This is a genomic window from Sphingobacterium ginsenosidimutans (genome assembly GCF_039536865.1).
GTDB lineage: Bacteria > Bacteroidota > Bacteroidia > Sphingobacteriales > Sphingobacteriaceae > Sphingobacterium > Sphingobacterium detergens.
Map to the genome: position 1 here is coordinate 1489268 of NZ_BAAAZK010000007.1, position 12245 is coordinate 1501512.

The following is a 12245-nucleotide window of genomic DNA, read 5'->3' on the forward strand; positions in this document are numbered from 1 at the left end:
AGACGAAATGCGCAATCGATTGCGCATTTCCTTGAAAACTTTCATTTGCTAAAACGATTATCAACTACAAAAAGATAACAAAGCTCAGCCAGAAGTAGATATCTTCTAAATATTGCCAAATAAAAAAAAACTAAAAAATGATAAGTATTTGGTAATTTTGGCAAAAAAGATTGATACAATGCAACAACTTATACAGCTCGTTGAAAAGGAAAAACTAGGCAGCCAACTTGTTACGCAACATACGCTGATTATTGACGAAAAGCAGGTCAGCCATGGTGCACTTTTTTTCGTTAAAACAGCGCGTAAAACCTTTAAAATAATGGTTCCAGCACCTTTTCACGAAGCATTGTTAGCAGGCAAACTAACTGTCCAGAGCTTAATGAAGCATCCAGAAGCCATGCTGCTTTCCTAAAAGCCGACTTTTGGCCCCCAATACAGCTGAGCTCACTCCCTATCCTCCCCGTCGCCGCTCCTGTTTCGTTGGGTATTATCACGCTAAACAAATAGCCCACTTTGTTTGTTTATTTTAGGTGTGGTATCGAGATCATCGTTTATCCAACAGGTTGATTTTCTTTCCGAAAGGACGGATATACGCTTTGAAATATTACAAATAAACAGTGTAAAAGTATAACATTACCCAAGCAATAACCCTTAAATTTATTGTACAACAAAATGCTATGCAATACCAATATAAACTTTCAGGCATGTCCTGTGACGGGTGTAGAACAACAATTGAGAATGCTATCAATCAGCTTCCTGAAGTTCGGGCTAAAGTTACGCTAGAGCCACCGCTACTGACAATAGAATCTGCAATAGAAATTCCGACAGAACAACTCCAGGAGACCCTCGCTAAATTAGGTAATTATCATATTGGCGAACTGAATAAACCTGTACAAGAAATCCTAAATACGGAACAACCAAAGCTATCTGCGTCAAGCAAGTACTATTGCCCTATGCACTGCGAAGGTGATAAAACCTACGATCAACCGGGACGCTGTCCAGTTTGTGGGATGTACCTTGTACCGATGCAAAATAATGAAAACAAACATCATCATCCTGATCATAGGCACAGCGCAGACCAAACTCCAACGGTTGTCACACAGACAAAGATAGAACAGCAGCATGAATCCATTATGCAGGAACATAATCATGCTGGACAACAACATCAATCTGAAGCACAGGATCATGACCATCACCAACATGAATCGGTACAACATGGTCACGATTATAACCAGCATAAACAAGCCCATAATGACCATTCTGCCGCTGCAAAACCCAATCAACGGAAAGCGAGTTCAGCGGGAAAATACTACTGTCCCATGCATTGTGAGGGCGACAAGCTCTATGATAAACCGGGCAACTGTCCAGTTTGTGGGATGAACTTGGAGAAAGTCCCCGAATTAACCAAAAGCACACAATACAGCTGTCCGATGCACCCCGAAATTGTTCAGGATCATCCTGGAAGCTGCCCGATCTGTGGTATGGATCTTGTCCCTATCGCTGGAGGAAATGATACCGACGATGATAGGACCTATAGAGATCTCCGGATGAAACTGTGGCTATCCATCCTGTTTACAGTTCCGATATTTATACTATCCATGGGAGAAATGCTTCCCGGTAATCCGATCGGAAAAGTAATTCCAACGGATTGGTCAGGCTGGATACAATTATTTCTATCCCTGCCGGTGGTCTTCTATACCTGTTGGTCCTTTTTCCAACGCGGTTGGATTTCTTTTAAAACCTGGCGTCTGAATATGTTTAGTTTGATTGCCCTTGGCGCTGGCGCGGGGTTTGTATATAGTATTATTGGCCTTTTTTTCCCACAGTTATTTCCAGCCGACCTAAAAAATCATCACGGATATATCGCATTATATTTTGAGTCCGTTACTGTTATCCTAACATTGGTTCTCCTTGGACAGGTGATGGAAGCAAAAGCCCATTCCAAAACCAATTCAGCAATCAAAGAGCTCATTAAACTCAGCCCCTCTGACGCTACCCGGGTCGAAAATGGTATCGACGTAAAAATTGGGGTCGATCAGATTAAGATCGGTGATACGCTGAAAGTAAAACCCGGAGATAAAATCCCTGTCGATGGACAGATTACAAATGGTACGACGAGCATTGATGAATCCATGCTGACAGGCGAACCTCTACCTGTCGAAAAGCAGGAAGGTGACAAGGTCAGTTCCGGAACCATCAACGGTGAACGAAGTTTTCTCATGAAAGCAGAACGTATTGGTTCAGACACCTTATTGGCTCAGATCATTCAGATGGTCAATGATGCCAGCAGAAGTAAAGCTCCAATCCAACGTCTCACAGATAAAGTATCTGAAATATTTGTTCCAATTGTGATCGTTATCGCATTGTTGACATTCTTCGCTTGGTGGATCTGGGGTCCTGCGCCATCATTGGCTTATGGCTTTGCCAATGCATTGGCAGTGCTTATTGTTGCTTGTCCTTGTGCGCTTGGTCTGGCAACTCCGATGTCCGTCATGGTCGGTGTCGGCAAGGGAGCCAAAAATGGTATTTTGATCAAAGATGCTAGTGCATTAGAAAAAATGAACAAGGTTGATGTTGTATTAACAGACAAGACGGGAACAATCACTGAAGGCAAACCCACCGTTGATGACATTCAACCCACTGCTAAGAGCAGTATCAACGAAATATTATCCTTAGCCGCCGCTCTCAACAGCAACAGCACCCATCCACTCGGGCAGGCTATTATTGATCGGGCAAAAAAGGAAGGAAATAAAATAGAACAACAGGTTGAAGATTTCGAAAACGTTGCCGGACAAGGTATCAAGGGGCATATTAACGGCCAATTGGTTGCCCTCGGTAATCAATTGTTGATGGAATCCATGCAGGTGATCATCCCAGACGAAATACGAAAAGCTGTCGAGTCAGCCCAATCCAATGGCAAAACCGTTTCCTATCTCGCGAAAGGAAGTGATTTACTTGGCTACTTTAGCATCTCCGATCAGATCAAGACCTCTTCCAAACAGGCCATCCACTACCTGCTTCAGCATGATGTAGATGTAATTATGCTTACTGGAGACAATGCACACACAGCAAAATCCGTCGCCGGACAGGTCGGGATCAAACATTTCAAAGCAAATGCATTACCGAAGGATAAATTACAGGAAATACATAAGCTTCAGGAACAAGGACATATTGTAGCAATGGCTGGTGATGGTATTAACGATGCTCCTGCCCTTGCGCAAGCCGATATTGGCATCGCTATGGGAACAGGAACAGATGTAGCGATACAAAGTGCGTCTCTGACCCTGCTACAAGGAGACCTATTAGGCATCGCTAAAGCCAAAATATTGAGTAAGAAACTTCTCCGAAACATTAAAGAAAATTTAGGCTTTGCTTTTATCTATAATATTTTGGGCATTCCCTTGGCTGCAGGACTCCTATATCCGAGCTTTGGCATCCTGTTATCACCAATGATAGCTGCTGCTGCAATGAGCTTTAGTTCCGTTTCGGTGATTTTAAACTCACTACGCTTAAACCGTGCAACAATAGAGGTAGATAAGAAGTAAACAAAAAGAAAGGCGCTTGATAGCAACGAAAATAGATAATTAACTATATTCGCTATTCTTAATGACATATATTTATCATTATTAATTATGCGTAATATACTTTTAATACTTCTATCGGTTATCGTAACGCTAGTTTGTGTCAAAAACCCGCAAACAATCAATATTGATCTTTTTGTGGAGAGCAAAGTAGCATTATGGAAACTCCTATTGACATTTTTCGCAATGGGAGTACTCTTTGCCTTTCTCCTAAAAAGCGGTAAAAAGACGAAACAGCAGGAAAACACGGCGGCATTTGATCAATCAGAAGACGACAATCGGGCCCCTAAGTCTACATTATCCGATGAAGATCGCGATTTTTTGTCTTAGTGGTAAAAATAAATAGCTAAAAATGAAGGTTTAAACACATTAAAGGCATTTTTATCACATAAATAGTTGCGAGGAATAGAGATTAACCCTATCTTTGCATCACTTCAAACAAGGAACGATAGTTCAAAAACAAAGAAGTAAGATTCCGTAGCTCAGCTGGTAGAGCAATACACTTTTAATGTATGGGTCCTGGGTTCGAATCCCAGCGGGATCACCAAAAGAAAAGCTAATCGCAAGATTAGCTTTTCTTGTTTAAAGCATATCTTTTCAGCATTTCTGCACTAATATTCAATTCATTTAAAGTCATATTAAATCATATTATCTGGTGTCCATTCGAATGGCTTAATTTTGGACAACACGAAGAGTGATTGACAATGATAATTGGTTAAAGCGTTAACCGTTTTTTAACGTTTAAATATGTAGGAATTGAAAAAGATACGTTCTTCTTCTTGTGGATGCTTTTCAAGGTAATATGCAAGGTGATGGCCGTAGAATCCCTCGAGCCAATGCCCTAGGAGGGCAAATAGCTTTTTGAAGAGGTGCTTTAGAAAGTGATCCCTGTACCAATTTATAGGATTACCAATGTCCAGACCATCCACGTCCAAAGTAAAAACGATCACGCGGGCTGAAATAATTGATGCTCATAAGCGTTTACAGTTGGTTATACCCAAATTTAAGGGATTAACGGTCAATTTTTATCAAGGGAAAAATGGCAAAACACAAGACTTAAAGACTTCTATGCTGTACCTTTTATCCCTTTTTACTGTTATCTTAAAAGTAGTGGCAATACATCCGCGGACCAATCCTTATCGTTCCGATATTTAGGGTAACCTTGAGAGTATCGGAAAATAAACTGAATAACGCATTTTTTTCCAATACATTTCTTCTTTAGTCATCTGCGTTGGCAATATTTATTTACTAGGTAAATTTCCATAATACACCTTGATTTTAATAATTTTTGCTCCTTGAATTTGAAAATATTCCGCATTTTCAAATTGATGATTGTCGTAAGTGATTGCCCGATAGCTTATAAATGCTTCATCATTATTTTCAACGAATTTCAATATTTCATACCGATCCACCTTTTTGTTAAACCCCCAACATTTCTCAAAATATGTTACTTTGTCTAGCTTCTCGTCGTGTGGACTGCTGAATTCAAGTCTATCATCGATAAGATTTTCCAAAGTGTTTCTGTCGCTTTTCTCGTAGCAAGAAAAATATGCCTGTATAATTACGCGTGTTTTCATTTTTTTATATTATTTGTCCTCAACATATCCTCTAATTGGCGAATGTGTCTATGCGTGTGATAAATATTAAACCATATCCATTCGAACCGTGTGAATTCACCATATTCAGGAATTGAAAAATCAACACAAGTTAAAGATAGATCTTTCGTTTGTATGACTTTTTCTATTTGCGCTATCTTTTTTTCTAAACCACTAATTATTTCTACTTTATTTGTTTTTTCATTAGTGGGTACAATAGCTTTTGGGGCGTCCATTTTAATTGAATCATCAGCGAACATTAATTTAACAGGTTCCAATTTTTGATCAATAGGTCGTTCCGTTTTTCTTGTCTCTCCGTTCAATGTTCTAACGAATGCGTAAGATTTCAACAAATGGTCTCCAAACTGACCAGCTGACCAGCCTTCCTCTGGTTGAAAGTTTATTTGTTCTTCCGTTAAAGCGTTTAGAATATTTAATAATCTTAACGCTGTTTTATGAAATTCTTCAAATGTGGTCTCTTGCATATTTTATTTAATTTACTTTGAGAAACAATATCGTATTTGCCCCCCCAAATATGAAGCTATGCCAATGATAATTTGCCATAGCAAAAAAAATAAGAGGCTCCTTTCTCATGCCTATTCCAGGTTGGAACAATATTATACTCGGGAAAGCCATTCATATAAAAATAACCTGAATTAACATACCTAAGGATTTAAGTCATTCAAATTTATATTAATTAACAAAATCACCTATTGCCATATGACAAGAATAGCATCAATGGTTATCGCAATAAAAATAAATCCGAATGCTATCGTTTGTCAGATTAAAAAAAGTCTGATTGTCCCGCGAATCATTCTGGATGACGTAGCACTTTAATAATTGCCGCGTGTTTTTCCTTTCCATATCCTGCATCCACTGCCAGCTGGAACAAATTGGCTGCAAATGTTGGCAGCATAGCACTAATACCAGCCTCTTTTGAATGCTGTACCAACAGGTGCAGGTCAAGTGCCGTGGTGTGGATGGTACTTTCAGGATCGCCAAATTTGCCCTGTTGTATCGCTTCACCCATATGGATCGAATCGGCTGCCAATAGCGACGACATACCTGCAGCAAGGTTCCCAAAGGTATCGGCGCGCATCCCTTCACTTTCCATAATGAGTGCACCGTGAGTGAACCCAATCCAACTACCTGCCAAATAAGCCATTGTAGCGGAGAACATCACGGCTGATGCACCGGATTCCTCACCTACAAATTCTACTGTTCCCCCAAGCGCTTTTAACGCTGCTGCCGACTTTTCAAATACTGATTTGCTCCCCGAAATGGTGATCGTAGCTTCACTGCTGCCTATTTGTGCTGGCCAAGCAAGGATATCACCGTTCAGTGCACTGCCACCGAGTTTCTGTATCCATCCGTCAAAACTCCTTGCTTCTTTAGGCGTTCCGGAGCTTAATTGTATGATGGTTCGGTCTTTCAGTAAAGTTACATCGGCACTGCTGAATATTTTATGGGTTACTTTGTAGTCTGATACACATATTACCAGCAAAGGACTTGCTACAATTGCTTCATTGGGATCTTTTGCCAGTACAGCGCCTCGGGACAATAGCGAAGCAGCTTTTGTCACATCCCTGTTCCAGACGGTTACGGAGTACCCATTAGCAATAAATGCACGCGCAATGCCTGACCCCATTAAGCCTAACCCGAAAACGGTTACTTTTTTTTCATTAGAATCTGTATTACTTATTTTCATCGCTTTTTTATAGCAAATCTATTTGATAATTACATTATTTTTACTATCAATTACCTCAAGGTAAGTAACTGATTTTTTTAATGAAAAAAGAAATTGACTGTACTATAGATAGATCCTGTAAAATGGCAACATTGGAAATGAGAGATGCCATTGAGCTACTTGGCGGCAAGTGGAAACTTTTAATCTTACAAAGTCTTTCTTTTGGTACAAAACGGTTCAAAGATTTGCAGGAAGCGCTTGTTGGTATCTCGTCAAAGGTGCTGTCTAAAGATCTTCAGGAATTAGAACAAAATCTTCTTGTTACAAGAACCGTAAATAACACCAAACCCATCACTGTTTCTTATTCACTTACCGAATATGCATACGAAACAATACCTGTCTTTGAAGCTTTATTTGATTTTGGTGCCAAACACAGAAAGAAAATGAAAAACAAGTGATGTTCTGTACCAAATAGTCCCGATAAGATTTTTATAACCTCTTCTTGTCAAGCCAAAATGTGCAGCAGCCTTAATTCAATAAGGTCATCAAGTCTCATAACAAATTGATATTAGATGTATCAGGTAGTACCTAAATCTATTTATCAAGATTATTTTCCATTTTTTTCAAATTCAGATTCTGCACGGGTCAGGTCTATCGATCGTACATTAGGAGACTCCGTAACCTGGGGAAGATTTTTATAAAGAGGATTTCCACATTCACCATATTTTTCTTTGACGTAGTTTTTCTCGGAGACTCATCGAGTTTATAGAACCTGTTGCAGCCTTTTCCAATTTTTGCTTACATACCACATTACGAAAAAGATAATATCAAAATGTACTGTTAAGTACAAAAAAATGGTAATGATATTGAAAACTGGGGGAAAAATTTTGGCTTGAACATTACATCATCTATAAAATGAAGTTTGAATAGACTGTTTAGAATTTATAAAAATGTTTGACAATAAAATTTGTTTTCAGCCAAATATATAATATATTCAATTATAGCATTTTCAGACAAAATGTATTAGAAAAAGGTGTGTTATTCGGGGAGTCCGATAACAGAAGCCCTTCAAAATATTGTTAATCGCTGGGATTCGGACTAGGTTCGAACCCCAGCGGGATCACCAAAAGAAAAGCTAATCGCAAGATTAGCTTTTCTTGTTTAAACCGTATTAGGATTCAAAAGAAGAGTCGGCGGGGTTCGATCCATTGGAGGCTCAGGAAGGCGCGCGGGAGCTGAGGGACTGAGCCAATCCCAGCGGGATCACCTCTTGGGACAAGTCTAAAAAAGAAAGACTTGTCCTATTTTTTTCACCTTGTAACTTACTGTTATTCTGACAGGTATGAGTTGATACTGAATTTATTTTTCTTTCTTACCCTTTTCATTAGACTGTAATTACACGCTCTGTTTTCTGCATATTCAATTTTATGTTCAGATAGAAGCTGTACAATTATTTCGTTTGTTTCATCTTCGTTAAGTCCTATTTTTTCTCCGAGGTCAATTTCATTGAGTTGACCGTCATTTTCTATTAATGCTTTGTAATATTTTGCTTTATTTTCCATAATTATACTTTTTTTGCACCGCTATCATCATGTGTGGACTAAAGGGTAAAAGATAGCTGTCGTTTTCAGTAACTTGAATAAGTTCCATTAATGTTCTTCGTTTTTTGTCATTCAGCATATTGACAAAGTATTCTTTATCTAACCATGCCATACCCTCAACCGCATAAGTATTTAGATAGGTTAAGTCTTGATTTATAAATTCATCTTTTAGCTGTTCGGGATTATGATAAAATGCTTCAGCTAAAAGCCAAGGGAAATCATGAGGTGGATTATGTATACCCCTTGTTAATTCTTCTTTGCACATTTCAAAAAATGGTTTTTTATGAATTAAGCCGCTTAAAAGACCAACCAATGTTGATGCCGTATAGTTAATGGCAAACCCCAAAATAATTCCATTATTTTTTAAAATACGTTTAGCTTCGCAGATGGCTAAATCTCTATCCTCCTTTTTTTGAAGATGATAAAGAGGGCCATGCAGTATTATTAGGTCTGCATAATTATCTGGAAATTCCAATTTTCGAGCTTCTCCTAAATGTACAGAAAACCTGTTCTTTAATCTATTCGCCCTGTTTTGGGCTATTTGTATATGTTTTGCAACTGGCTCTACCAAATGAACTTGATGTCCTTTTTTAGCAAGCCATTCCGAATACTTTCCCGTACCACCACCAATGTCTATTATTTTTGAAGATGAAGTTGGTATATATTTTTCTACGAGTGATTTAATTCTTTCAAATTCAAATACGCCCATTCCTTTGTCAAGTCGAGTTTCTTCGGATGCTCTATTGTAAAATAGCTCTATATCTCTACTTATTAACTGTTTACTATTCATTTTTATTCATCGTGTCACCACATTTTGAAATGTTGAATACACCGCAAAAGTGATCATGCAATCGATTTGATAATCGTTTGTTTTGTTTAAGATTAAGAAATAAGTCGATAGGATTATCTGTGCATTAAAAACCAAAAGATTTCAATGCATTAATCACTCTGTTTTTAGAGTTGTCTTTCGAGTAAGACCAGATAATATGTTAGATATAGTATAGCAGACCACAAAGATAGAAAATTTGGATTAATTCTCAACGGTGAATTGGCACTAATTCACTCCTGTTGTATCAAATGCTGTAAATCGGGGTCGTTCTTAATCCGTTCCCTCTCGCTTTCTACAATATGCACAACATCCGCCTTGACCTGCCTGTAATTGGCTTCAACGACCTGCTTCATATTGTCGTTGCCGTTTTCATCGGCAAAGGATAATATGTTCGGTATATCCTTATAGGCTTTGGTTTCTCTATATCCAACTTATGCTCATATAGACAGTCTTTTAAATTGGTTCAATGATCATAAATATTCCAAAAAAAGTTCGAGTTTCGTACAAATAGGATCACCAAAAGAAAAGCTAATCTTGCGATTAGCTTTTCTTGTTTAAACCGCATTAGGATTCGAAAGAAGGGTCGGTTGGGTTCGTCATCTAAAAAATAATTATAAGCGATTTTTTTACTTTATACTCCACATGCATTAAAAAGGAATAACCACTGAAGTATAAAGACTACAAATTTTCCACCCCAAAGATTGATATAACAATTTTCCTTGTTCTGTTGCTACCAAGAAATTTCTGTGAACGTTTTTCGATAAAGCAATTTGTTCAAGCTCCTTAATCAAAAAAGTAGCGAGACCTTTTCTTTTATGATTTTCTTCTGTTGAAATTCTATCATAGACAGCCAAATCATCTACAATAACAAGCCGACCTATGGAAGCCAACTCCCCATCTTTAGTCACAATTTTAACAACTGTTGTTGAATTATAGCCATCAAATTCTATCTCGTAACCGTCGGGTAGGCGTTTATTTGGAATATTCATCGGAGAGATACAAGACATCATATATCCCTGTGGTTGAATTACCCATTTTTCAGATAGCTTATTTTTGATTTCTTTAGGAGAAACACAAACTTTCAAAAAAACCCAAGTTTCATTTATAGTCTCTGAAAGTTTAATAAAGTCATTATTAAACTCTCTAAACACATAGCGAGCCTTTTGTTTCTCATAACCAACGTCAACTTTATAGCCAGATTTAAACTTAGTCGGTAGCGGCAATTCTCGTGATAATGACCAAGCATTAAGCCACTTCTCTAAAATATCTGAAGAAACACTATTTGCCATTTTTTTACCTTAATAAATAACATCGAAAGATAACGATTTCCAGCCATGCTCGATGTTTTCAACAACAAAAAATGAACTGGATAGTGTGATTAAATAAAAAAAGACAATTTAGCAACTTTACAGCTAGTCGTGGTTGGAGGAATGCGGATTTTGTTCTTCATACCAAAGTTTTTTTAACTTTGAGTTATCAGCTCTTTTTTTAGATATATGGTAAAAATCCATTCGGATGTCAAGCCCAAAATTGCTATCCGTAATTGCTAAACAGATAACACAACAATAATTAGTATGACAGGAAAACTAAAATATTATCTTAAAAACAATACGGACATCACCGATAAACAAATCGACCAAATAAGTGGATGCTTCAGAACAAAGACTGTAAAAAATAATACCCTATTACTTTCAGAGGGAGAAACTTGTAAAGAGTTATATTTTGTACATAGCGGTTGTATTATTTCGCAAAAAAGCTCGTCTGAATTTGTCGAAACGCTCGAAAATTCTGAACTGTATGCAATAAGTAATAAAGATTTTTATCAGTTGGTGTCAGATATCCCCTTATGGGAAAATTTTTACAGAAAGTTTTTAGAAATGGCTTATTTACATCAAAATAAGAAGATAGAAAATCGCATAACGCTTTCAGCTAAACAACGCTACGACAGGCTAATGCGTGAAGAACCAATGTATATTCAACGACTCTCAAATAAAATCCTTGCGTCCTATCTTGACATTACTCAAGAAACATTGAGCAGACTTAAATCGAGATAATTTTTTGACTTATATCAAAGTATCTAAAGTTTTCATGCTTTAATTTTGCTTGTACACATTTTAGACTAAATTATATGCATTTTGACCCAAATAACCACGTTATTAAACTTTGTACTCAAGGTATGGACATTGAGGGCAGACCAGAAGAGGCAAGTAAACTATTTATGCAGGCTTGGCACGAAGCAACAAAGGATTTTGAAAGATTTATCGCATCTCATTATGTGGCAAGGCATCAAAAAAGTATTGCGGATAAATTGAAATGGGATGAGACAGCGTTAAATTTAGCCTTGAAAATAAATGACGATACGGTTAGCGGAGCTTACCCCTCACTTTATTTGAATATTGGTAAATTTTATGAAGATTTAGGCGATATTGAGCGTGCGAGTAAAAATTATCAATTAGCACTTTCGTTCACTGACAGATTAGCTGACGATGGATACGGAAATATGATTAAAGGTGGTATTTTGAACGGAATTGAAAGATTAAAGTTATTCAATGAGAATAAATAACGAATGTCGACTTTGAAAATAAAGCGAAGTGGAGCAATTCCAGAATAAAACAGCAGTATTTCTTTGCTTATCCTTTGGTTATTTGTTGCTATTTCTTTGCTTATTTATTGGTGATCCTTTGGTTATTTATTGGTGATCCTTTGGTTATTTATTGGTGATCCTTTGGTTATTTATTGCTTATTCTAGGCCGTTTCTAGGCCATTTCTTCGGTCTTTCTAGGGTCCTAGCTTGCTTCTGCTTTGGTATTGCTTTGCTGTTTCTTTGGTATAACGGCAATAAAATAGGCTTCAAACGGCAAAGAAATAGCAAGCTAAGTAGTGTGTTGTCCCAAGCGAAGTGACAAGAATATCCGAATAGACGGTATTAAACATTGAAGAGAAGACTGGAAA

At 37.5% G+C, this 12245-nt stretch carries 13 protein-coding genes, 1 tRNA gene and 1 pseudogene; 8 read left to right on the forward strand and 7 right to left on the reverse strand.

Annotated elements, in window-relative coordinates; all coding sequences use genetic code 11:
* The first annotated feature begins 178 nt into the window (after positions 1-178).
* The 5 genes from ABFX33_RS18685 (at position 179) to ABFX33_RS18705 (ending at position 4736) form a co-directional block, all read left to right on the forward strand.
* A complete protein-coding gene (locus ABFX33_RS18685) occupies positions 179-412 on the forward strand; it encodes a hypothetical protein (protein WP_346087423.1) in 234 nt (77 codons plus the stop codon).
* Between the two features lie 265 nt (positions 413-677).
* Positions 678-3545, forward strand: a complete 2868-nt coding sequence (locus ABFX33_RS18690; protein ID WP_346087424.1) for a heavy metal translocating P-type ATPase — start codon at positions 678-680, stop codon at positions 3543-3545.
* Between the two features lie 87 nt (positions 3546-3632).
* The gene (locus ABFX33_RS18695; protein ID WP_257091574.1) at positions 3633-3911 is read left to right on the forward strand and encodes a hypothetical protein; all 279 of its coding nucleotides are present in this window, start codon (positions 3633-3635) and stop codon (positions 3909-3911) included.
* A 141-nt stretch (positions 3912-4052) separates the two neighbouring features.
* A tRNA-Lys gene (locus ABFX33_RS18700) sits at positions 4053-4128 on the forward strand.
* 365 nt (positions 4129-4493) lie between these two features.
* Positions 4494-4736, forward strand: coding sequence for a hypothetical protein (locus ABFX33_RS18705; protein ID WP_257091575.1), 243 nt, complete (start codon positions 4494-4496; stop codon positions 4734-4736).
* An 86-nt stretch (positions 4737-4822) separates the two neighbouring features.
* On the opposite strand, the gene ABFX33_RS18710 is transcribed toward ABFX33_RS18705, so the two are convergent.
* The 3 genes from ABFX33_RS18710 to ABFX33_RS18720 all read right to left on the reverse strand — a co-directional run bounded on the left by ABFX33_RS18710 (position 4823) and on the right by ABFX33_RS18720 (position 6884).
* Entirely contained in the window at positions 4823-5158 is a 336-nt protein-coding gene (locus tag ABFX33_RS18710) for a hypothetical protein (protein ID WP_346087427.1), read from the reverse strand.
* The gene (locus ABFX33_RS18715; RefSeq protein WP_346087428.1) at positions 5155-5661 is read right to left on the reverse strand and encodes a DinB family protein; all 507 of its coding nucleotides are present in this window, start codon (positions 5659-5661) and stop codon (positions 5155-5157) included. The genes ABFX33_RS18710 and ABFX33_RS18715 overlap by 4 nt, the downstream gene beginning before the upstream one ends.
* Before the next feature lie 326 nt (positions 5662-5987).
* A complete protein-coding gene (locus tag ABFX33_RS18720) occupies positions 5988-6884 on the reverse strand; it encodes an NAD(P)-dependent oxidoreductase (RefSeq protein WP_346087430.1) in 897 nt (298 codons plus the stop codon).
* A gap of 122 nt (positions 6885-7006) precedes the next feature.
* On the opposite strand from ABFX33_RS18720, the gene ABFX33_RS18725 reads away from it, so the two are divergent.
* Entirely contained in the window at positions 7007-7321 is a 315-nt protein-coding gene (locus ABFX33_RS18725) for a winged helix-turn-helix transcriptional regulator (protein ID WP_346087431.1), read from the forward strand.
* A gap of 870 nt (positions 7322-8191) precedes the next feature.
* Here the strand turns inward: ABFX33_RS18725 and ABFX33_RS18730 are convergent.
* The 4 genes and pseudogenes from ABFX33_RS18730 to ABFX33_RS18745 all read right to left on the reverse strand — a co-directional run bounded on the left by ABFX33_RS18730 (position 8192) and on the right by ABFX33_RS18745 (position 10582).
* A complete protein-coding gene (locus tag ABFX33_RS18730; protein WP_346087433.1) occupies positions 8192-8425 on the reverse strand; it encodes a hypothetical protein in 234 nt (77 codons plus the stop codon).
* On the reverse strand, positions 8415-9254 hold the full coding sequence (locus ABFX33_RS18735; protein ID WP_346087435.1) for a class I SAM-dependent methyltransferase: 840 nt from the start codon (positions 9252-9254) through the stop codon (positions 8415-8417). Before ABFX33_RS18735 ends, ABFX33_RS18730 begins: the two co-directional genes overlap by 11 nt.
* 269 nt (positions 9255-9523) lie before the next feature.
* Positions 9524-9712: pseudogene (locus ABFX33_RS18740) on the reverse strand (hypothetical protein); the annotation flags it as partial.
* A 228-nt stretch (positions 9713-9940) separates the two neighbouring features.
* The gene (locus ABFX33_RS18745) at positions 9941-10582 is read right to left on the reverse strand and encodes a GNAT family N-acetyltransferase (RefSeq protein WP_346087437.1); all 642 of its coding nucleotides are present in this window, start codon (positions 10580-10582) and stop codon (positions 9941-9943) included.
* Positions 10583-10867: 285 nt separating this feature from the next.
* Here ABFX33_RS18745 and ABFX33_RS18750 point away from each other — a divergent pair, with 285 nt between their 5' ends.
* A complete protein-coding gene (locus ABFX33_RS18750) occupies positions 10868-11347 on the forward strand; it encodes a Crp/Fnr family transcriptional regulator (RefSeq protein WP_257091587.1) in 480 nt (159 codons plus the stop codon).
* 74 nt (positions 11348-11421) lie between these two features.
* A complete protein-coding gene (locus tag ABFX33_RS18755; protein WP_346087439.1) occupies positions 11422-11856 on the forward strand; it encodes a hypothetical protein in 435 nt (144 codons plus the stop codon).
* Positions 11857-12245 lie beyond the last annotated feature (389 nt).

Coding starts and splice junctions, on each gene's coding strand:
- ABFX33_RS18705 (WP_257091575.1), top strand. CDS start 4,494: ATGTCCAGACCATCCACGTCCAAAGTAAAAACGATCACGCGGGCTGAA.
- ABFX33_RS18735 (WP_346087435.1), bottom strand. CDS start 9,254: ATGAATAGTAAACAGTTAATAAGTAGAGATATAGAGCTATTTTACAAT.
- ABFX33_RS18725 (WP_346087431.1), top strand. CDS start 7,007: ATGGCAACATTGGAAATGAGAGATGCCATTGAGCTACTTGGCGGCAAG.
- ABFX33_RS18695 (WP_257091574.1), top strand. CDS start 3,633: ATGCGTAATATACTTTTAATACTTCTATCGGTTATCGTAACGCTAGTT.
- ABFX33_RS18685 (WP_346087423.1), top strand. CDS start 179: ATGCAACAACTTATACAGCTCGTTGAAAAGGAAAAACTAGGCAGCCAA.
- ABFX33_RS18730 (WP_346087433.1), bottom strand. CDS start 8,425: ATGGAAAATAAAGCAAAATATTACAAAGCATTAATAGAAAATGACGGT.
- ABFX33_RS18690 (WP_346087424.1), top strand. CDS start 678: ATGCAATACCAATATAAACTTTCAGGCATGTCCTGTGACGGGTGTAGA.
- ABFX33_RS18745 (WP_346087437.1), bottom strand. CDS start 10,582: ATGGCAAATAGTGTTTCTTCAGATATTTTAGAGAAGTGGCTTAATGCT.
- ABFX33_RS18715 (WP_346087428.1), bottom strand. CDS start 5,661: ATGCAAGAGACCACATTTGAAGAATTTCATAAAACAGCGTTAAGATTA.
- ABFX33_RS18755 (WP_346087439.1), top strand. CDS start 11,422: ATGCATTTTGACCCAAATAACCACGTTATTAAACTTTGTACTCAAGGT.
- ABFX33_RS18710 (WP_346087427.1), bottom strand. CDS start 5,158: ATGAAAACACGCGTAATTATACAGGCATATTTTTCTTGCTACGAGAAA.
- ABFX33_RS18720 (WP_346087430.1), bottom strand. CDS start 6,884: ATGAAAATAAGTAATACAGATTCTAATGAAAAAAAAGTAACCGTTTTC.
- ABFX33_RS18750 (WP_257091587.1), top strand. CDS start 10,868: ATGACAGGAAAACTAAAATATTATCTTAAAAACAATACGGACATCACC.